16 protein-coding genes are annotated in these 20,495 nt (G+C 70.3%); 6 read left to right on the forward strand and 10 right to left on the reverse strand.

Annotated features, from left to right (window positions below; genetic code table 11):
- Positions 1-18: 18 nt before the first annotated feature.
- From lpdA to gloB, 8 genes are all read right to left on the reverse strand, one after another.
- A complete protein-coding gene (gene lpdA, locus AC1MGR_RS01090; RefSeq protein ID WP_108035625.1) occupies positions 19-1,419 on the reverse strand; it encodes a dihydrolipoyl dehydrogenase in 1,401 nt (466 codons plus the stop codon).
- A gap of 114 nt (positions 1,420-1,533) precedes the next feature.
- The gene (odhB, locus tag AC1MGR_RS01095) at positions 1,534-2,841 is read right to left on the reverse strand and encodes a 2-oxoglutarate dehydrogenase complex dihydrolipoyllysine-residue succinyltransferase (RefSeq protein WP_480233386.1); all 1,308 of its coding nucleotides are present in this window, start codon (positions 2,839-2,841) and stop codon (positions 1,534-1,536) included.
- 83 nt (positions 2,842-2,924) lie between these two features.
- Positions 2,925-5,897 (reverse strand): 2-oxoglutarate dehydrogenase E1 component, encoded by a 2,973-nt coding sequence (locus AC1MGR_RS01100; RefSeq protein WP_108035627.1) that lies wholly within the window; start codon positions 5,895-5,897, stop codon positions 2,925-2,927.
- Between the two features lie 193 nt (positions 5,898-6,090).
- Entirely contained in the window at positions 6,091-6,975 is an 885-nt protein-coding gene (gene sucD / locus AC1MGR_RS01105) for a succinate--CoA ligase subunit alpha (RefSeq protein ID WP_108035628.1), read from the reverse strand.
- An 8-nt stretch (positions 6,976-6,983) separates the two neighbouring features.
- Complete coding sequence (gene sucC, locus AC1MGR_RS01110) at positions 6,984-8,180, reverse strand: ADP-forming succinate--CoA ligase subunit beta (protein ID WP_480233387.1); 1,197 nt, start codon at positions 8,178-8,180, stop codon at positions 6,984-6,986.
- Between the two features lie 135 nt (positions 8,181-8,315).
- Positions 8,316-9,278, reverse strand: coding sequence for a malate dehydrogenase (gene mdh, locus AC1MGR_RS01115; protein ID WP_055946216.1), 963 nt, complete (start codon positions 9,276-9,278; stop codon positions 8,316-8,318).
- A gap of 276 nt (positions 9,279-9,554) precedes the next feature.
- Positions 9,555-10,301: a TetR family transcriptional regulator gene (locus tag AC1MGR_RS01120; protein ID WP_480234896.1), complete on the reverse strand. Its 747-nt coding sequence runs from the start codon at positions 10,299-10,301 to the stop codon at positions 9,555-9,557.
- 142 nt (positions 10,302-10,443) lie between these two features.
- On the reverse strand, positions 10,444-11,223 hold the full coding sequence (gloB, locus tag AC1MGR_RS01125; protein ID WP_480233388.1) for a hydroxyacylglutathione hydrolase: 780 nt from the start codon (positions 11,221-11,223) through the stop codon (positions 10,444-10,446).
- A 263-nt stretch (positions 11,224-11,486) separates the two neighbouring features.
- Between gloB and AC1MGR_RS01130 the strand changes: the two genes are divergently transcribed.
- From AC1MGR_RS01130 to AC1MGR_RS01155, 6 genes are all read left to right on the forward strand, one after another.
- Positions 11,487-12,221 (forward strand): methyltransferase domain-containing protein, encoded by a 735-nt coding sequence (locus AC1MGR_RS01130; RefSeq protein ID WP_108035632.1) that lies wholly within the window; start codon positions 11,487-11,489, stop codon positions 12,219-12,221.
- 4 nt (positions 12,222-12,225) lie between these two features.
- Complete coding sequence (locus AC1MGR_RS01135) at positions 12,226-12,939, forward strand: MarC family protein (protein ID WP_108035633.1); 714 nt, start codon at positions 12,226-12,228, stop codon at positions 12,937-12,939.
- A 77-nt stretch (positions 12,940-13,016) separates the two neighbouring features.
- Complete coding sequence (dapB, locus tag AC1MGR_RS01140; RefSeq protein WP_108035634.1) at positions 13,017-13,814, forward strand: 4-hydroxy-tetrahydrodipicolinate reductase; 798 nt, start codon at positions 13,017-13,019, stop codon at positions 13,812-13,814.
- A gap of 194 nt (positions 13,815-14,008) precedes the next feature.
- On the forward strand, positions 14,009-14,647 hold the full coding sequence (locus AC1MGR_RS01145) for a 2,3-bisphosphoglycerate-dependent phosphoglycerate mutase (protein WP_055946230.1): 639 nt from the start codon (positions 14,009-14,011) through the stop codon (positions 14,645-14,647).
- Between the two features lie 11 nt (positions 14,648-14,658).
- A complete protein-coding gene (locus AC1MGR_RS01150; protein WP_480233389.1) occupies positions 14,659-15,336 on the forward strand; it encodes an alpha-ketoglutarate-dependent dioxygenase AlkB in 678 nt (225 codons plus the stop codon).
- Between the two features lie 170 nt (positions 15,337-15,506).
- Positions 15,507-16,466 carry a hypothetical protein gene (locus tag AC1MGR_RS01155; protein ID WP_108035636.1) on the forward strand — a complete coding sequence of 320 codons (960 nt, stop codon included), beginning with the start codon at positions 15,507-15,509 and terminating at the stop codon, positions 16,464-16,466.
- A gap of 307 nt (positions 16,467-16,773) precedes the next feature.
- On the opposite strand, the gene grpE is transcribed toward AC1MGR_RS01155, so the two are convergent.
- The gene (gene grpE / locus AC1MGR_RS01160; RefSeq protein WP_108035637.1) at positions 16,774-17,388 is read right to left on the reverse strand and encodes a nucleotide exchange factor GrpE; all 615 of its coding nucleotides are present in this window, start codon (positions 17,386-17,388) and stop codon (positions 16,774-16,776) included.
- 93 nt (positions 17,389-17,481) lie between these two features.
- A complete protein-coding gene (locus AC1MGR_RS01165) occupies positions 17,482-20,271 on the reverse strand; it encodes a [protein-PII] uridylyltransferase (RefSeq protein WP_108035957.1) in 2,790 nt (929 codons plus the stop codon).
- Positions 20,272-20,495 lie beyond the last annotated feature (224 nt).

Here is a 20,495-nt window from a genome sequence, read left to right on the forward strand (position 1 = left end):
CTCGGGGCGGCGTGCGGCTCAGATGTGGATCGCGCGCTTGCCCACCGCGAGGGCGGCTTCCTTGACCGCCTCGGTGAGGGTCGGGTGGGCGTGGCAGGTGCGGGCGACGTCCTCGGCGGAGGCGCCGAACTCCATCGCCACCGCGACTTCCGCAATCAGGTTGCCGGCATCGGCCCCGACGATGTGGACGCCGAGGACGCGGTCGGTGGTGGCGTCGGCCAGGATCTTCACGAAGCCGTCCGTGGTGTGGTTCACCTTGGCGCGGCCGTTGGCGGTGAAGGGGAACTTGCCGCTGTTGTAGGCGATGCCGTCCTTCTTGAGCTCTTCCTCGGTCTTCCCGACGGAGGCGACCTCCGGATAGGTGTAGACCACGTTCGGGATCACGCCGTAGTTCACGTGCCCCGACTGGCCGGCCAGCAGTTCGGCCACCGCCACACCCTCGTCCTCGGCCTTGTGGGCCAGCATCGGCCCGGCGATGACGTCGCCGATGGCGTAGATGCCCGTGACGTTGGTGGCGTAGTGGCTGTCCGTCTGGATGCGGCCCTTGTTGTCGAGGCCGACCCCCACCGTCTCCAGGCCGAGGCCCTCGGTGTAGGGCACCCGGCCGATGGCCACGAGCACTACGTCGGCCTGCAGCTTCTCGGCCTCGCCGCCGGCGGCGGGCTCCACCGTGACGGTGGCGGCCCCGTCCTTGACCTCGACGCCGGTCACCTTGGACGAGAGCTTGAACTGCATGCCCTGCTTGCCGAGGATGCGCTGGAACTGCTTGCCGACCTCGCCGTCCATGCCCGGCAGGATCCGGTCGAGGTACTCGACCACGGTGACCTCGGAGCCGAGGCGGCGCCAGACCGAGCCGAGCTCCAAGCCGATGACGCCGGCGCCGATGATGAGGAGCTTGCCCGGGACCTTCTCGAGGGTGAGGGCGCCGGTGGAGGAGACGACGATGGTCTCGTCGATGGTGACGCCGGGGAGCTTCGTGACGTCCGAGCCCGTGGCGATGACGACGTTCTTCGTCTCCAGGAGCTGGTTGCCGCCGTCCTCGGACAGCACCTCGACGCGGCCCGCACCGGCGAGGCGCGCGGTGCCGCGATAGGCGTCGATGCCGTTCTTCTTGAGGAGAAACTCGACGCCCTTGGTGTTGCCGTCGACGCCGTCCTGCTTGAACGTCATCATCTTGGCGAGGTCGAGCTCGGGCGCGCTGACCATCACGCCCATGTCGGCGAAGTGCTTGCCCGCCTCCTCGAACGCCTCCGAGGCGTGCAGCAGGGCCTTCGAGGGGATGCAGCCGACGTTGAGGCAGGTGCCGCCATGGGCGGCCCGCTTCTCCACCACGGCCGTCTTGAGGCCGAGCTGGGCGGCGCGGATGGCGCAGACGTAACCGCCGGGGCCGGTGCCGATGACGACGAGATCGTAGGACATGGGAATCTGACTCGCTGGATTGGGCGGCGGGTCATGCCCCACCATCGATGGACGAAGCGCGCGGAAGCGTCCGGCCGCGCGGGGGCGCGGCCGGCGGACGGCAGCTGCCGGGCCTTAGAGGTCGAGCACGAGGCGTGCCGGATCCTCCAGCGCCTCCTTGACGCGCACCAGGAAGGTCACGGCCTCCTTCCCGTCGACGATGCGGTGATCGTAGGACAGGGCGAGGTACATCATCGGCCGCGCCTCGATCTTGCCGGCGCGCACCACGGGGCGCTCCTCGATGCGGTGCATGCCCAGGATGCCGGATTGCGGCGCGTTGAGGATCGGGGTCGACATCAGCGAGCCGTAGATGCCGCCGTTGGTGATCGTGAAGGTGCCGCCCTGCATCTCGTCGATGGAGAGCTTGCCCTCGCGGGCCTTCTTGCCGAAGCCGGCGATCTTCTTCTCGATGCCGGCGATCGACAGGTCGTCGGCGTCGCGAACCACCGGCACCACGAGGCCCTTATCGGTGCCGACGGCGATGCCGATGTGGTAGTAGTTCTTGTAGACGAGGTCCTGCCCGTCGATCTCGGCGTTCACCGCCGGCACGTCCTTGAGGGCGCCGATCACCGCCTTGGTGAAGAAGCCCATGAAGCCGAGCTTGGTGCCGTGCTTCTTCTCGAAGATGTCCTTGTACTGGCTCCGCATCGCCATCACGGCCGACATGTCGACGTCGTTGAACGTCGTCAGCATCGCGGCGGTGTCCTGCGCGTCCTTGAGACGGCGGGCGATGGTCTGGCGCAGCTTGGTCATGCGCACGCGCTCCTCGCGCGCCGCATCGTCGGGCTTCGAGGGCGGGCGCGGGGCGGCCGGCTTGGCCTCCCGGGCGGGCGCGGGCGCCGGGGCGGACGGCCCCTTGGCGGTGGCCTCCAGCATGTCGCCCTTGGTGACGCGGCCGTCCTTGCCGCTGCCGTTCAGGGTCGCCGGATCGACGCCGGACTCGCGCGCCATCTTGGCGACCGCGGGGCCGTGGTCGCCGGACTCGCGGGCGGCCTGGGGCGCTGCGTCGCCATGGTTGCCGTAGCCGGCCGACGATTCCTGGGCGGGGGCCTCCGCCGGCTTGCCCTCGGACTTGGTCTCCGCCTTGGCCTCCGTCTTGGCCTCGGCCTTCTTCGGCGCCGCAGCCGCCTTGCCGCCGCCGGCCCCCGCCTCGATGATCGAGCCGAGGAGCGCGCCCGGCTCCACCGTCTCACCGTCCTTGGCCAGGATCTCGCCGAGCTGACCCGCGGCCGGCGCGTTCACCTCGAGGGTGACCTTGTCGGTCTCGAGCTCCACCAGGGGCTCGTCGGCCGCCACGGCGTCGCCCGGCTTCTTGAACCAGCGGCCGATGGTGGCCTCGCTCACGGATTCGCCCAGGGTCGGGACGACGATATCGGTTGCCATGGTTCAGTATCCGTCCGGAGGGTTTGGGACGCCGCCCTGCGGCGCCCTCGGATCGAGAAACGGGGTGGGGACAGGGCCGGCGGTCAGACCGCCAGCGCCTCGTTGAGGAAGGCCTGGAGCTGGGCCTGGTGCTTCGAGAGCATGCCCACCGCCGTGGAGGCGGAGGCCGGGCGGCCGACGTAGCGCGCGCGCTTCACCGGCGACTGGGCCTGGCCGAGCACCCATTCGAGATAGGGCTCGACGAAGGCCCAGGAGCCCATGTTCTTCGGCTCCTCCTGGCACCACACCACCTCGGCGTTGCGGAAGCGCGCCATCTCGTTGGCCAGCGCCTTCAGGGGGAACGGGTAGAGCTGCTCAACGCGCATCAGGTAGACGTCGGTGACGCCGCGCTTCTCCCGCTCCTCGTAGAGGTCGTAATAGACCTTGCCCGAGCACAGCACGACGCGCCGGACCTTGTCGTCCTTGACGAGCTTGATGCCGTCCTCGTCGCGCTCGGCATCGTCCCAGAGCACGCGGTGGAAGCTCGAGCCCTCCGCCATGGCCTCGATCGGCGAGACCGCCTTCTTGTGCCGCAGCAGCGACTTCGGCGTCATCAGGATCAGCGGCTTGCGGAACTCGCGGTGCAGCTGGCGGCGCAGGATATGGAAGTAGTTCGAGGGCGTCGTGCAGTTGGCGACCTGCATGTTGTCCTCGGCGCACATCTGCAGGAAGCGCTCCAGGCGGGCGGAGGAGTGCTCCGGCCCCTGGCCCTCGTAGCCGTGCGGCAGCAGCAGGGTCAGGCCCGACATGCGCAGCCACTTGCGCTCGCCCGACGAGATGAACTGGTCGATGACCACCTGGGCGCCATTGGCGAAGTCGCCGAACTGCGCCTCCCATAGCACCAGGGCGTTGGGCTCGGCCGCGGAGTAGCCGTACTCGAAGCCGAGCACCGCCTCCTCGGAGAGCATCGAGTTGATGACCTCCAGGCTCGCCTGGCCCTCGCGGATCGAGTTCAGCGAGGTGTAGCGCTGCTCGTTCTCCTGGTCGATCACCACCGCGTGGCGCTGCGAGAAGGTGCCGCGCTCCACGTCCTGGCCCGAGAGGCGGACGCGGTGGCCCTCGATGAGGAGCGAGCCGAAGGCCAGGGCCTCGGCGGTCGCCCAATCGATGCCCTGGCCCGACTCCACCGCCTTGGCGCGGTTGTCGAAGAAGCGCTGGATCGTGCGGTGCAGGTGGAAGCCGGGCGGCGGCGTGGTGATGCGCTGGGCGATCTCCCGCAGGGTCTCCACCGGCACGCCGGTCTTGCCGCGGCGCGGATCGTCCACGTCCTCGCGCACGGCCTTGAAGCCGGCCCAGCGGCCGTCGAGCCAGTCGGCCTTGTTGGCCTTGTAGTTCGTCGCGACCTCCAGCTCGGCATCGAGCATGGCGCGGAACTCGGCCTTGCGGGCGTCGAGCTGCTCCTGGCTCAGCACGCCCTCGGCGACGAGCTTCTTGCCGTAGGTCTCCAGCGCGGTCGGGTGCTTGCGGATGCGCTGGTACATCTTCGGCTGGGTGAAGGCCGGCTCGTCGCCCTCGTTGTGGCCGAAGCGGCGGTAGCAGAGCATGTCGATGACGACGGGCTTGCCGAACTTCTGGCGGTACTCGATCGCGATCTTGGCCGCGAAGGTCACGACCTCCGGGTCGTCGCCGTTGCAGTGGAAGATCGGCGCCTCGACCATCTTCGCCACGTCGGACGGATAGGGCGAGGAGCGCGAGAAGCGCGGATCGGTGGTGAAGCCGATCTGGTTGTTGATGATGAAGTGGATCGAGCCGCCGGTGCGGTGGCCCTTCAGGCCGGACAGGCCGAGGCACTCGGCCACCACACCCTGGCCCGCGAAGGCCGCGTCGCCGTGGATGAGCAGCGGCACCACGCGGGTGCGCTCCACCGTGGGCTTGGCCCGCTGGTCCTGCTTGGCGCGGACCTTGCCGAGCACGACGGGATCGACGATCTCGAGGTGCGACGGGTTGGCGGTGAGCGAGAGGTGGACGTTGTTGCCGTCGAAGGCGCGGTCCGACGAGGCACCGAGATGGTACTTCACGTCGCCGGAGCCCTCGACCTCGGCCGGGTTCGCCGAGCCGCCCTTGAACTCGTTGAACACCGCCCGGAAGGGCTTGGCCATCACGTTGGTGAGCACGTTGAGGCGGCCGCGATGGGCCATGCCCACGACGATCTCCTCGGCGCCCAGCGCGCCGCCGCGCTTGATGATTTGTTCGAGCGCCGGGATCATCGCCTCGGAGCCGTCGAGGCCGAAGCGCTTGGTGCCGGTGTACTTGAGGTCGAGGAACTTCTCGAAGCCCTCGGCCTCGATCAGCTTGTTGAGGATCGCGCGGCGGCCCTCGGGGGTGAAGGTGATCTCCTTGCCCTTGCCCTCGATGCGCTCCTGGATCCAGGCCTTCTCCTCCGGGTTGGAGATGTGCATGAACTCGACGCCGAGCGTCTGGCAGTAGGTGCGCTCCAGGATCTCGACGATCTCGCGGATGGTCGAGAATTCGAGCCCGAGCACGTTGTCGAGGAAGATCGGGCGGTCCCAGTCCTTCTCCTCGAAGCCGTAATGCTGCGGATGCAGCTCCTCGTGGTCGCCGCGGGGGGCGAGGCCGAGGGGATCGAGCTTGGCGTGCAGGTGGCCGCGCATGCGGTAGGCGCGGATCAGCATGATCGCGCGGACCGAGTCCTTCGTCGCCTGCTCGACCGAGATGCCGGGAGCGGAGGCGATGACGGTGCCCTTGGCCGGCGCCGTCGCGGTGTCGGACTTGGCGCGGATCTTGTCGCCGATCGCCTTCTCGACGGTGGCCCAGTTGCCGTCCAGCGCCGAGACGATCTCGCCGTTGGCGTGGATTGGCCAGTTCGGCCGCTCCCACGAGGCGCCGGCCGCGTTCTTCTCGGCCAGCCCCTTGTCCTCGTTCAGGGACCGGAAGAACGTCTGCCACTCGGGATCGACCGAGTTCGGATCACGGGCGTAAGCCGCCTGCAGCTCCTCGATGTAGGCGGCGTTGCCGCCGTAGAGGAACGAGGTTTCGAGCGCGTCCTGGCGTGCCATCGTTCGGGTCATCCTGCCGCTGTGCGGGGTCCTCCGCCGGGAAGGCCCCCTGCCCGACCCCCTCCGCGCGGAACGCGGCCGGGGTCGGATGTACCGGGAAAGACGCGGGCCTCAGCGGGCTCGCGTCGCTCAGTCGTCAGATGGGGTCGCGGACCTGAACCTCGTACAACGCGAGGCCCGCGTCCCGTGCGTGTCAGCCGCGCAGGACCTCGACGAGGGTGCTGCCGAGGCGGGCCGGCGAGGGCGAGACCCGGATGCCGGCCGCTTCCATCGCGGCGATCTTGTCCTCCGCGCCGCCCTTGCCGCCCGAGATGATGGCGCCCGCATGGCCCATGCGGCGGCCCGGAGGCGCCGTGCGGCCGGCGATGAAGCCGACCATGGGCTTCTTGCGGCCGCGCTTGGCCTCGTCGGCGAGGAACTGCGCCGCCTCTTCCTCGGCGGAGCCGCCGATCTCGCCGATCATCACGATCGACTCGGTCTTGTCGTCGGCGAGGAACAGCTCGAGCATGGAGATGAACTCCGTGCCCTTCACCGGGTCGCCGCCGATGCCGACCGCGGTGGTCTGGCCGAGGCCCGCATTGGTGGTCTGGAACACGGCCTCGTAGGTCAGCGTGCCGGAGCGGGAGACGATGCCCACCGAGCCCGGCTTGAAGATGTTGGCCGGCATGATGCCGATCTTGCACTGGCCGGCGGTGACGATGCCGGGGCAGTTCGGGCCGACGAGGCGGGACTTCGAGCCTTCGAGTGCGCGCTTGACCCGCACCATGTCGAGGACCGGGATGCCCTCGGTGATGCAGACGATGAGTGGGATCTCCGCCTGGATCGCCTCGCAGATGGCGTCCGCCGCGCCCGGCGGCGGCACGTAGACCACGGACGCGTCGGCACCCGTGGCCTCGCGGGCCTCCGCCACCGTGTCGAAGACCGGCAGGTTGAGGTGCTTGGAGCCGCCCTTACCCGGGCTGGTGCCGCCGACCATCTTGGTGCCGTAGGCGATGGCCTGCTCGGAGTGGAAGGTCCCGTTCTTGCCGGTAAAACCCTGGCAGAGGACCTTGGTGTTCGCGTCGATCAGGATGGACATGGGTACTCTCAGCCCTTCTTCACGGCGGCGACGATTTTTTGCGCGGCGTCGTCGAGATCGTCGGCCGGGATCACGTTCAGGCCGGAATTCCGGATGATCTCCTTGCCCTTCTCGACGTTGGTGCCCTCGAGGCGCACCACCAGGGGCACCTGCAGGCCGACCGCCTTCACCGCCGCGATCACGCCGTTGGCGATCACGTCGCACTTCATGATGCCGCCGAAGATGTTGACCAGGATGCCCTTCACCTGCGGGTCGGCGGTGATGATCTTGAAGGCCGCCGTGACCTTCTCCTCCGAGGCGCCGCCGCCCACGTCGAGGAAGTTCGCCGGCTCCTCGCCGTAGAGCTTGATGATGTCGAGGGTCGCCATGGCGAGGCCGGCGCCGTTGACCATGCAGCCGATGGTGCCGTCGAGGGCGATGTAGGCGAGATCGTACTTCGAGGCCTCGATCTCCTTGGCGTCCTCCTCGGTCTCGTCGCGGAGCGCGACGATGTCGGGGTGGCGGTAGAGGGCGTTCGAGTCGAAGGAGATCTTGGCGTCGAGGCACTTGAGGTGGCCGTCGCCGGTGAGCACGAGCGGATTGATCTCCAGCATGCTCATGTCCTTGGCGGTGAACGCCGCGTAGAGCCGCGTGGTGAGGTCGCCGGCTTCCTTGGCCTGGGCGCCTGTGAGGCCGAGCGTCTTGGCGACGAGGCGGCCGTGATGGGGCATCACGCCGGTGGCGGGATCGACCGAGAAGGTGACGATCTTCTCCGGCGTGTCGTGCGCCACCGTCTCGATGTCCATGCCGCCTTCCGTCGAGACGACGTAGGCGACCCGGCCGGTCTCGCGGTCGACCAGCATCGAGAGGTAGAATTCCGCCTCGATCTGGGCACCCTCCTCGATGTAGAGGCGGTTGACCTGCTTGCCGGCCTCGCCGGTCTGGATCGTGACCAGGGTCTGACCCAGCATCTCGCCGGCGAACTGCTTGACCTCGTCGAGGGACTTGGTGACGCGCACGCCGCCCTTGGCGCCGGCGGGCGCGCCCTTGAAGGTGCCCTTGCCGCGGCCACCCGCGTGGATCTGCGACTTCACCACCCAAACCGGGCCGCCGAGTTCCTTGGCGGCCGCCTCGGCCTCCTCCGGCTTGAAGATCGCCACACCCTTGGAAACGGGCAGGCCGAATTCCTTCAGCACCGCCTTGGCCTGGTACTCGTGAATGTTCATGGATGAGAACCTCAGCGTCATCCCGGGGCCGCGCAACGGGGCCCGGGATCCAGAAACACAGGTTGCGATCCAGCCTGCCGCGTCGGCGGCCCTGGAATCCGGGGGCGCCCGCGGCGCCCCGGAATGACGGTCGAACTAGGCGAGCGCGGGGTTCACGCCCTTGCAGGCCTCGATCAGGGTCTTCACGGCGCCGACCGACTTGTCGAACATCGCCTTCTCGTCGCCGTTGAATTCGACCTCGAGGACGCGCTCGACACCGTTGGCGCCGATCACGATCGGCACGCCGACATACATGTCGGAGACGCCGTACTCGCCGTTGAGGTAGGCGGCGCAGGGGAGCACGCGGCGCTTGTCGCGCAGGTAGCTCTCGGCCATGGCGATGGCGGAGGCGGCGGGGGCGTAGAAGGCCGAGCCGGTCTTGAGCAGGTTGACGATCTCGCCGCCGCCCTTGCGGGTGCGCTCGACCATGGCGTCGAGCTTCTCCTGGGTGGTCCAGCCGAGCTTGACCAGGTCGGGGAGCGGCACGCCGGCCACCGTGGAGTAGCGCACCAGCGGGACCATGTCGTCGCCGTGGCCGCCGAGCACGAAGGCGGTGACGTCCTCCACCGAGACCTTGAACTCGTCGGCGAGGAAGTGGCGGAAGCGGGCGGAATCGAGGACGCCGGCCATGCCGACCACCTTGTGGGTGGGGAGCCCGGAGAACTTCTGTAGGGCCCAGACCATCGCATCGAGGGGATTGGTGATGCAGATCACGAAGGCGTCCGGCGCGTGCTGCTTGATGCCGGTGCCGACGGCCTCCATGACCTTCAGGTTGATCCCGATCAGGTCGTCGCGGCTCATGCCGGGCTTGCGCGGCACGCCGGCGGTGACGATCACCACGTCGGCCCCGGCGATCGCCGCATAGTCGCTGGCGCCCGTGTAGGTCGCATCGAAGCCGTCGACGGGGGCGGATTCCGCGATGTCGAGGCCCTTGCCCTGGGGAACGCCGTCGGCGATGTCGAACAGCACGACGTCGCCGAGTTCCTTCAGGCCGGCGAGGTGCGCGAGGGTTCCACCGATCTGTCCAGCGCCGATGAGCGCGATCTTGCTGCGTGCCATGGGGGAAACGAACCTCCGGTCCTTGCGTGGCGGTCGCGGCGCCGGGAGGCTTTCTCGAAAACCACCGGCGCGTTGCTGCGGCGGTGTGTGGCGGAAAAGGCCCAGAGCTTCAACCGAGACACGAAGGGCAAAGCAGGGCCCGGGCCAGAACCGGGACGCGGCGGGTTCACGGCCGGCATTGGAAAAGCGAGCAATGATGGTGGGTTAGCGGAAGGGGTGCGGAATTACCGCTCGGGCGAAGGCCAAGTGACAGAGGGGAAAATCTGTCACCGAGGCTCAGAGCGTTCCCGTCCGCAACACCTTCTGGATCGCCAGAATCACGGCGCCGAGGCGGGCTTCCACGAGGTCGCGCGGCAGGTCGGCATCGTGCTGAATCGCCAGCGGGTGGGTGAAGCGGTAGCTGGCGTCGAAGATATGGGCGATGGCCCGCTCGCGGTCGCGGGCGATGAAGGCACCGGCCCCGATCCCTTCCTCGACGACCCGCTCGACCAGGCTGCGTAGACGGACCCGGTGGCGCCGGGCGATGGGCCGGGCGCCCACGGTGGCGTCGAGATGGACGGCGAAGAGGTTCGGCTCGTGGACCAGGGTCTCGCGCTGGACGCTGGCCAGGGCGGTGAGCAGGCGCTCGATCTTGTCGTCGGCCGGGTCCGGGGCATCGGCGATGCGGGCGAGCTCCGCCTCGACGTCGCGCAGCCACCGCCCCGCCACGGCATCCAGAAGCGCATCCTTGGAGGGGAAGTAGCGGTAGACGTTGGCGTGGGTCATGCCCGCTTCGGCGGCGACGGCCACCACGGTCACCCGCTTGGGACCGAGGCGCCGCAGGTGCTCCGTCGCCACGGCGAGCAGCCGCGCATCGACGGCCAGGGGGGCCGCGGCCCGCGGCGCCGGACGCGCGACGCGCGGCACCGTGATGCGGACGGCGCTCTCCGGGGCTTTCTGGTCGTCCGAAGCGTCGCTTCCCCGGCTTTCGCCGAGGTCGATCTCGTGCCCGAAGGCGAAGGGCGGGCCGGGCGGCTGCATCAAATCGGACACCGGGGCTCGTGGATGGACAGGATGGACCCTCCCGGGCGGATCCGCTTCGCGCGAAGCGGACCTCCCCCCGGAAAGTCCAACGAGGCCAATATCAATGACAGCACCAGCCCCGCTGTAACGCCCCTTTAACGACTCAGAACCGGTTCTTCCAGGCCCTCAATGCGGCAAAGACAACCGACGGCTGGGTGCCGGGGGCGAGATCCACGCTTTGGGCGAGGCTCGGCTCGCCGGCGCGCAGGAACGGATTGGTCGCGCGCTCCGCCCCCAGGGTGGTGGGAATCAGGAAGCGGCCCTCCGCCTGGGCGCGCTCGGCCTCGGCGGCCCGGGCGGCGAGGGCGGCGTTGCCCGGCTCGGCCGCCAGCGCGAAGCGGGCATTGGAGAGGACGTAGTCGTGGCCGCTATAGATTTGCGTCTCGTCGGGCAGCGGCAGGAAGCGTTCCAGGGAGCGCCACAGGGTGGCGGGCTCCGCCTCCATCACCCGGCCGCAGCCGAGGGTGAACAGGGTGTCGCCGGCAAAGGCCACGCCCGCCGCCTCGAACCAGTAGGTGACGTGGTCGGCGCAGTGCCCCGGCGTCTCCCAGACCCGCGCGGCGAGGTCGCCGATCCGGACCACGTCGCCCTCCGAGACCGTGGCGTCGACCTCCGGGACGGCGTCACCGGCCTTCAGGGGCGCCGTCACCCGCGCACCCGTGCGACGCTTCACCTCCGGGATGCCCTCCACGTGGTCGGCGTGCCGGTGCGTGACGAGGATGTCCGTGAGGGTCCAGCCGGTCTCGTCGAGGGCCGCCAGCACGGGGCCGGCCTCGGGCACGTCGATGGCGGCGCAGGCGCCGGTGGCGGGATCGCGGATCAGGACCCCGATGTTGTCGCTGCGGCACAGGAAGGTGCGGATCTCGGGCTTCGGGGCGGTCATGGGGCTTCCTTCCGGACGGCGGATGGGCCGCGCCGAAGCGGCGTGCGGCGAACCATCGGTGCGGGACAGGAAGATGGGCGCGCGCGGAGACAGGTCCAGGGGCCCTTTCCCCGGTCCTTGCCGGGCCCGGCGCCGATCCGGGCTTGTCGGGCCGGGCATCGGCCCCCATTGATGGGAGTGAGCCTTTCCCGTCGCGCGCCCTCGAACCGCCCCCGATCCGAGCCGCGCGATCGTACCGAAACCCGAGCCATGCGACCCGAGCCATGCGCCTCGACGTCACCGATCTGCGCGCCTTCTATGCGAGCCCCCTCGGGGGCGTGACGCACCGCATCGTGGCGCGCGCGATCCACGGCTTCCTCGGCTCGGTCTCCGGCCTGCGCGTCCTCGGGCTCGGCTACGCCACGCCCTATCTCGGCCCTGTCCACGTCATCGCCGAACGGACCCTGGCCTTCATGCCGGCGACGCAGGGGGTGGTGAACTGGCCCGGTAGCGGTCGCTCCTGCTCGGCCCTGGTCGACCCGACCGTGATGCCCCTGCCGGAGGCGGCCGTGGACCGGGTGATCCTCGTCCACGCGCTGGAATCGGTCGAGAGCCCGACCGAGCTCCTGCAGGACGTCTGGCGGGTTCTGACCCCGGGCGGGCGCATGATCCTGGTGGTGCCGAACCGAAGGGGCGTCTGGGCCCGGCGCGACGCGACGCCCTTCGGCCACGGCCAGCCCTACAGCCGCTCGCAGCTCGCCCGGCTGATGCGCACCACCCAGTTCTCTCCCGAGGGCTGGGCCGAGACCCTCTACATGCCCCCGGTGGAGAACCGGCTGCTGCTGCGCACCGCCGGCGCCTGGGAGCGGATGGGCACGAGCCTGTCGCTGCCCTTCGCCGGGCTGCACGTGATCGACGCCACCAAGCAGCTCTACCGCCCCGTCGCCGTGCGCCGGGTGCGCAAGGTCGCCCGACTTGCACCGGCCCGCGTGCTGGTGCCCGCCCCCTCGCCGGGCTGAGCGGATGCTGAGCCTGATCGCGCCCGAGGCGGCGCTGCAGAGCTTCGTGCTCGCCTTCTCCTCGCTGTTCTCCATCGTGAACCCGGTCGGCTCGTCGCTGATCTTCGCGCAGGTGACGGCCCTGAACTCCCATGCCGAGCGCCTGGAGCTCGCCAAGCGCATCGGGTTCTACGCCGCCCTGATCATGCTCTCGACGCTCTGGGCCGGCGCGCCGATCCTCAACTTCTTCGGGGTCTCCCTGGCGGCCCTGCGCATCGCCGGGGGCCTCGTGGTGGCGGCCTCGGCCTGGACCCTGCTGACGGCGCCCGAGGCGCGGGAGGCGCGCAAGCAGGCGGAGGCGACCCGGGAACCGGCCGGGAACGCGGCGGGAAACCCGGCCGGGAACTTGGCCGAGATCGCCTTCTTTCCCCTGACGCTGCCCTTCACCACCGGACCCGGCACCATCGCGGTGGCGATCGCGCTCGGCTCCAACCGCCCGGCACCGGGTCCCGACCGGATCGGCTTCTACGTGGGCATGTCCCTGGCAGCCCTCGCGATCGCCGTGCTGGTGCGTTTCACCTACGGCTCGGCCGACCGGGTGGTGACCTGGATCGGCCCCGTCGGCGCGCGGGTGCTCGGGCGCCTCTTCGCCTTCCTGCTCCTCTGCGTCGGCACCCAGATCACCGTGAACGGCGTCACGGACGTGCTCGGCCCCCTGCTGGCGCAGGCGGGGCGCTGATCCTTGTCCGGTCCGGCCGGAGGCTGTACCGCAACGCGGACGCGACAGGTGGCAACACGCTCTGGAGGCTGAGGACGATGCGGCTCGTGGTGGTCGGCGCCGACGGGCGCATGGGGCGGATGCTGATCCGCGCGGTGGCGGAGACCGAGGGCTGCACCCTGTCGGGCGCCATCGAGCGCGCCGGCTCCCCCGCGCTCGGGCAGGATGCCGGCACACTCGCGGGCCTCGCGCCCCTCGGGGTCGCGGTGACGGACGATCCGCTGCCGATCTTCGCCGCCGCCGAGGGCGTCCTCGACTTCACGGCGCCCGCCGCCACCACCTTCTTCGCCGAGCTCGCCGCCCAGGCCCGCATCGTCCACGTGGTCGGCACCACGGGCCTGCAGGAGGCCGACCTCGCCAAGCTCGCGGCGGCCGCGCACCATGCCCGCATCGTGCGCTCGGGCAACATGTCCCTCGGGGTCAACCTCGTCGCCGGCCTCGTGCGCCGGATGGCGGCGGCCCTCGGGGAGGAGTTCGACATCGAGATCGTCGAGATGCACCACCGCATGAAGGTCGACGCCCCCTCCGGCACCGCCCTCCTTCTCGGCGAGGCCGCGGCGGAGGGGCGCGGGGTCGCGCTCGCCGACACCCGGGTCTCCACCCGTGACGGACATACCGGCGCGCGCCGGCCCGGCGACATCGGCTTCGCCACCCTGCGCGGCGGCACGGTGGTGGGCGACCACAGCGTGGTCTTCGCCGGCCCGGGCGAGCGCATCACCGTCGGCCACCACGCCGAGGACCGGGCGATCTTCGCCCGCGGCGCGGTCCGGGCCGCGCTCTGGGCCTTCGCCAAGCCGCCCGGCCTGTACGGGATGGACGATGTCCTCGGCCTCTAGGCGGGCCTCGGGCGTCCCGTCGTCCCCGGACTTTAATACGGAGCCCACGTTTGGCAGGTAGGTTTCGTCATCTGCCGTTCAGATTCACGCACGCATGAGCCGCCCGATGCGCGTTCGCTGCGCTGCAACATCATCCTGCGCCCGCGCCTCCGCCGAGGCCGTGCCCTCTCAAAGACCAAGAGGATCATCCCCCGATGGATCGCCTTCTCGTCCTCGCTCGCCATGGCCAGAGCGAATGGAACCTCAAGAAGCTGTTCACGGGCTGGCGTGATCCCGAGCTGACGGATCTCGGCGTCGAGGAAGCCCGCAATGCCGGGCGCTGGCTCAAGGAGCAGGGCTACGGCTTCGACGTGGCCTTCACCTCCAACCTGAAGCGCGCCCAGCGCACCTGCGCGCTGATCCTTGAGGAGATGGGCCTGGAGGGGGTCGAGACGATCCGCAACGAGGCGCTGAACGAGCGCGACTACGGCGATCTCTCCGGCCTCAACAAGGACGATGCCCGCGAGCGCTGGGGCGACGCCCAGGTGCACCAGTGGCGCCGGTCCTACGACGTGCCGCCGCCCGGCGGCGAGAGCCTGAAGGACACCGCCGCGCGCGTCCTGCCCTACTACATCCAGTTCATCCTGCCCCGCGTGATGGCGGGCGAGCGCGTGCTGGTGGCGGCCCACGGCAACTCGCTGCGCGCCCTGGTGATGGTGCTCGACGGCATGACCACGAAGACCATCGCGAGCCTCGAGATCGCGACCGGCATCCCGCTCGTCTACCAGCTCAAGGCCGACACCACGGTGGAGAGCAAGACGGTGCTGGAGCACGACATCGACCACAAGGTCTGAGCGCGGCGCCGATGGCGTCCCGCGATCCGGCCGGGATCGTCCTCGTTCCCGGCCTGCTCCACCTGCCGGGCTACCTCGACGGGGCGGCGCAGGCGCGCCTCGCCGCCGAACTCGCGACGGCGCTGCGGGCCGCCCCGCCCTACACGCCGCGGATGCCGCGCACCGACCGGCCCTTCTCGGTGCGGATGTCGAATTGCGGCCCCCTCGGCTGGGTCTCCGACCGGGCGGGCTACCGCTACCAGGCGCGCCATCCCGTGACGGAGACCCCGTGGCCGGAGATTCCACCCACGGCCCGGGCCGCCTGGGACGCCCTGTCGGGATACGGCGCTCCGCCCGAGGCCTGCCTCGTCAACCTGTACGCGGCCGGCACCCGCATGGGCCTGCACCAGGACCGGGACGAGGACGCCCTCGACGCGCCCGTCCTGTCGCTCTCCCTCGGCGCCACCGCCCTCTTCCGCTACGGCGGCCTCCGGCGCACGGACCCGACCCGCTCGGTGCGCCTGCGGGCCGGTGACGCGCTCGTGATCGGCGGCCCCGCCCGGCTGATCCATCACGGCGTCGACCGCCTCGTCGCGGAAGCGCCGGACCTGCTCCAGGGCGCCGCCCCCGGCCTGCCGCCGGATTTCCTGCCCCCGGGCGGACGCTGCAACCTGACCCTGCGACGCGTGACGCGACCCCCGGGCGCTTGACAGCGGCGGGGTGTTGAGCCGACCCATCGCGTCAGCCTCACCGCCGGACCGCTCCCGCCCCGGGACGGGCGGCGGACCTGCCTGGTGGACCTGCCCGGTGGACTTGCCCAGTGGACCTGCCCAGTGGACCTGCCCCGTCCGAGACCGGGGCCTTGCGGAGATTCGATACGATGCGTCTGCGTAACCTCGTTCGTCCCGTTTCCCTCCTGGTCCTGGCCCTGGGGCTGGCAGGGTCCGCCCTGGCGGCCGATCCCGTCTTCCCGCCGAGTTCGCGCTTCGGCTTCGACCCGCCCTCCGACATGGTCAATTCCAAGCGCTTCTCCGGCCTCGAGCGGCTGGAAGGGGGCGCCACGGTCTCGGTGGTCGAGCTGCCGGCCAACGCCTTCGCCGACCTCGAGACGAACTTCACCGACGCGAACCTGAAGGCCCAGGGCTTCATCGTCTCCAGCCGGCAGGCCATCAAGGTCGCGGGCGACGTCGACGCGGTGCTGTTCACCGGCGAGCAGCCGGCGGTGGAATCGGCCGGGACCCCGGCGATCAAGAAGTGGATGCTCCTCGTCGGCGATCCGACCGTCACCGGCATCATCATCGCGCAGGCGACGCCCGATGCCGAGACCGAGGAGACCATGAAGCGGCTGCTGACCGGCATCCACATCCGGCCGGCGCTGACCCTGGAGCAGCAGGTCGCCGCCCTGCCCTTCCGCATCGGCAACGATGCCGGCTTCCGCCCGGTGCGGGTGCTGGCCGGTAATTCGGTGCTGCTGACGCAGGGCACCAAGGACGAGATGCTCGGCCTGGAGCAGCCGATCCTGGTTCTGGCCCAGGCGGTGCAGCCGCCGCCGGCCACGGACCAGCGCGACGCCTTCGCGCGCGCCGCGCTCTATTCCAACCAGACCATGAAGGACTTCGTGATCGAGCGGGCCCAGAGCTACCGCCAGAACGGCGTCGACTGGCACGAGATCGTGGCGCGGGCGGTGGATTCGGCGTCCGGCACGCCGGTGGTCATCTCGCAGACGATCCGCTTCGCCCCGGACGGCTACCTGCGCGCCGTCGGCGTCGTAAAGGCCGAGAACCGCGAGGGCGTCCTCGCGAAGTTCCGCGAGGTCGTGGACAGCGTGCAGTTGCGGTAGCAGCACGCCCCCTCCCACGGCGGGCGGGCGTAATCGCCGATCCGAAGGGGCGTGTGCAGACCGTTCGGCCGGTTGCCCCACCGGCAGGTGGTGCAGGATGTCCTACCGTCGTCCTACCGTCGGCGGCGCCGGATTCCGGGTTCGCCTGCGGCGGCCCGGAATGCCTGCGGCGGCTCGGAATGACGGTGTGGTATCGGCTGCGATCAGGCCGGAAACCCAGACGCAGCACCGAGTCATCCCGGGGCCGCGCAGCGGTGCCCGGACCGACGGCGCGCGACCCGAAGACGCCCCTTCAGGAGACGCCCCTTCAGGCCGCGTCGGCCGGGTTGGCGGTCGGCTTCGGGCCGCCCTTGGCCACGCCCACCAGGGCCGGGCGCAGGACGCGGTCGCCGATGATGTAGCCGGCCTGCATCACCTGCACGACCGTGCCGGTGGGCACCTCGGGGTCGGGCACCTCGAACATCGCCTGGTGGCGGTTGGGGTCGAAGCGCTGGCCCTTCGGCTCGATCACCTTGACGCCGTGCCGCTCCAGGGTCTTGGCGAGATCGCGCTCGGTGAGCTCGATCCCGTCGATCAGGGCCTTGAAGGCGCCGTCGGCACCGGTCCGGTCCGCTTCAGGAATGCTCTCGAGGGCCCGCCGGATGTTGTCGGCGGAATTCAGGAGGTCGCGGGCGAAGTTGGTCACCGCGTAGGCGCGGGCATCGGCCACCTCGCGCTCGGTGCGCCGGCGCAGGTTCTCCATCTCGGCCAGGGTGCGCAGGACCCGGTCCTTCAGCTCGTCGCGCTCGGCCACGAGGGTGGCCAGCGCATCGGCCTGCATCGCCTCGCCGGAGCCGGCGGACTCGGCCTGCGCGGCCCCCGGGGTCTCGTCGACCGCCTGGGCCGGGTCGCGCCGCTCATCGTGCATGTCGTTCGCCATCATGTGGTTTCGTCGAAAACGATCGGTGTCGGGGTTGGCGCTGATATCAGGCGGTCACGCTCTGAAATCAAGCGCGCGCCGCCGCGGGGGCCCCGCTCACGCCTCGCGCGGGGGCGGGGAATCGATCAGCGCATCGAGTCCCTCGGCCCGGAGGGCGGCCACGTCGCTGGCGAAGACCTCCATCACGGCGGTCCGAATCGCCACCTGGCGGTCGGGCTGGGTCACCCGGGTGCCGGTGAGGTCGGTGACGTAGAAGACGTCCACCGCCCGCTCGCCGAAGGTCGCCACATGGGCCGAGGTGATGTTGAGGCTGAGCCGGCTGAGGGCCGTGGTCAGCTCGTAGAGGAGGCCCGGGCGGTCGAGGCCGGTGATTTCGATCACGGTCTCGCGGCTCGACAGGGCATTGTCGATCGCCATGTCGGGCGGCACCAGGAAGGTCCGCGCCCGCTCGCTCGGCGGGTGCTTGTCGGCCACGAGGTCGGCGATGCGGATCTCGCCGCGCAGGGCCTTCTCGATCGCGACGGTGATGCGGCCGGCCCGGCGCAGCTCGTCCTCGTCCCGCTCGAAGGCGCGCGAGATGAAGATCGAATCGAGGGCGAAGCCGTCCGTGGTGGTGAAGATCTGCGCGTCGACGATGTTGCCCCCCGAGGCCGCGCAGGCCCCGGTGACGATGGCAAGCAGGCGCGGATGATCCGGCGAGTAGATCGTCAGCTCCGTGACGCCGCGGACCGGGTCGGTCTCCGCGGCGGTGGCCACCGTGCGCCCCTCGGCCGTCAGCGCCTTGACGAAGCCCGCATGCTTGTACTGCCGGGTGGTGTCGACCTTCAGCCAGTAGGCCTGGTTGTGGCGCGCCGCGTAGGCGTCGAACACGTCGGCCTGCCAGTCGCTGAGCTGCTCGCGCAGGGCCATCTGGATCAGGCGCACCCGGTCGGTGCGCGCGATCTCGGAATGGCCGCCGGACAGCACGACCTCGGTCTCGTCGTAGAGGGTGCGGATCAGGGTGCCCTTCCAGGCGGTCCAGACGCCGGGCCCCACGGCCTTGATGTCGGCCACCGTCAGGATGGTGAGGAGCTTCAGGCGCTCCAGGGTCTGCACCACGCCGGCGAACTTCTCGATGGTCTTCGGGTCCGAGAGGTCGCGGCTCTGGGCGGTCATCGACATCAGCAGGTGGTGCTCCACCAGCCAGGCCATCAGTTCGGTCTCGGCCGGCGTCAGGCCGAAGCGCGGCCCGAGCTTCTCCGCGATGGCGGCGCCCGCGATGGAATGGTCCTCGGGCCGGCCCTTGGCGATGTCGTGCAGCAGCACCGTGACGTAGAGGGCGCGCCGGTTGCTGATGGTGTTGATCAGGCGGGTGGCGAGGGGATGCTCCTCCTCGGTGCGCCCGGACTCGATGGCCGAGAGCACCCCGATGGCGCGCAGCAGGTGCTCGTCCACCGTGAAGTGGTGGTACATGTTGAACTGCATCATCGCGACGATGCGGCCGAAATCCGGGATGAAGCGGCCGAGCACGCCGGCCTCGTTCATCAGCCGCAGGATGGTCTCGGGCGAGTTTTTCGAGGTCAGGATGTCGAGGAAGAGCCGGTTAGCCTCCTCGTCCGCCCGCAGGGACGGGCCGATCAGGCGCAGGGAGCGGTTGGCCGCCCGGGTGGCGTCGGGGTGGATCGGCAGGTTGTGCCGGTCGGCGAGCCAGAACAGCCGGATCAGGTTCACGGGATCGCGGCTGAAGGCGTCCGTGTCGCGCAGGTTGATGCGGCCGTGGTCGTCGACGAAGTCCTCCGCCTCGATGGCGGTGGCGCGGAAGCGGTCGCGGAACCGGCCGATCCAGCGGTCGAGCACCGGGGTGCGCTTGGCGTGGCGCGCCTCTAGCGCCGCGCAGACGATGGCGGTGAGGTCCCCGACCTCCTTGGCGATCAGGAAATACGCTTTCATGAAGCGCTCGACGCCGGAGAGCCCGCCGCGCGGCTCGTAGCCGAAGCGCTCGGCGATCCGCGGCTGCAGGCCGAAGGACAGGCGCTCCTCGGCCCGGCCGGTGACGAAGTGCATGTGGCAGCGCACCCGCCACAGGAGCTCGTCGCAGCGCTCGAACACCCGGTACTCCTCGGGCGTGAACAGGCCGGCCGCCACGAGCTCGCTCTGGTCGCGGACCCTGTAGGTGTACTTGGCGATCCAGAACAGGGTGTTGAGGTCGCGCAGGCCTCCCTTGCCGTCCTTGACGTTGGGCTCGACGAGGTAGCGCGAGGCGCCCGCCTTCGAGACCCGCGCGTCGCGCTCGCGCAGCTTCGCCTCGACGAATTCCGGCGCGGTCCACATCACCAGCTCGGTGTCGAACCGGGTGACGAGCTCCTCGAACAGGGCGCGGGTGCCGAACAGGTAGCGGGCCTCGAGGAGCGAGGTCCGGATGGTCATGTCGGCCCGGCCCTCGCGCAGGCACTCCTCCACCGAGCGGGTGGCGTGGCCGACCTTCAGCTTGAGGTCCCAGAGCACGTAGAGCATCGCCTCGACGACGCTCTCGGACCAGGCGGTCTGCTTGTAGGGCAGCAGGAACAGGAGATCGATGTCCGAGCCCGGGGCCATGGTGCCCCGGCCGTAGCCGCCGGTGGCCACCACGGCGAGCTGCTCGCCGGTGGAGGGATTGTCGTTCGGATAGAGCCGCCACACCACGGCGTCGTGGATGGTGCGGATCACCGCGTCGGTCAGCCGGCTCAGGCGCTGGGCGCAGGCGATGCCGTCGCGCTCCTCCAGGAGCCGCGCCTCGGCATCGGCGCGCCCGAGCTCGATCACCCGGCGCAGCTCCGGCACCAGGACCGCCCGCAGGCGCGTCGCCTCGCGGGCGTCGCGGTCCAGGTTCTCGAGGATGTCGTGGAGGGCGGCGACGGCGTCGAACATGGCCAACCCCGTTAGCATGTTGGCAGAATGACGCCAGCGGCATCACCGCGCGGGGCCCGCACAGGTGCGGGATCGCGGCGCCTTTTCGACCGGCGCCCCGGCGGTCGCGGCGTGCCGCATGCCCGCGCGCGCCGCGCCGTCGGGCCACGGTTGCGCCGCAAGCCGGCGCTAGCGCTGCATCGGTTCCCGTCCGAACCCCACCGCCCCGCGCACCTCAGCACCCA

Source organism: Methylobacterium sp. BI1 (genome assembly GCF_056680125.1).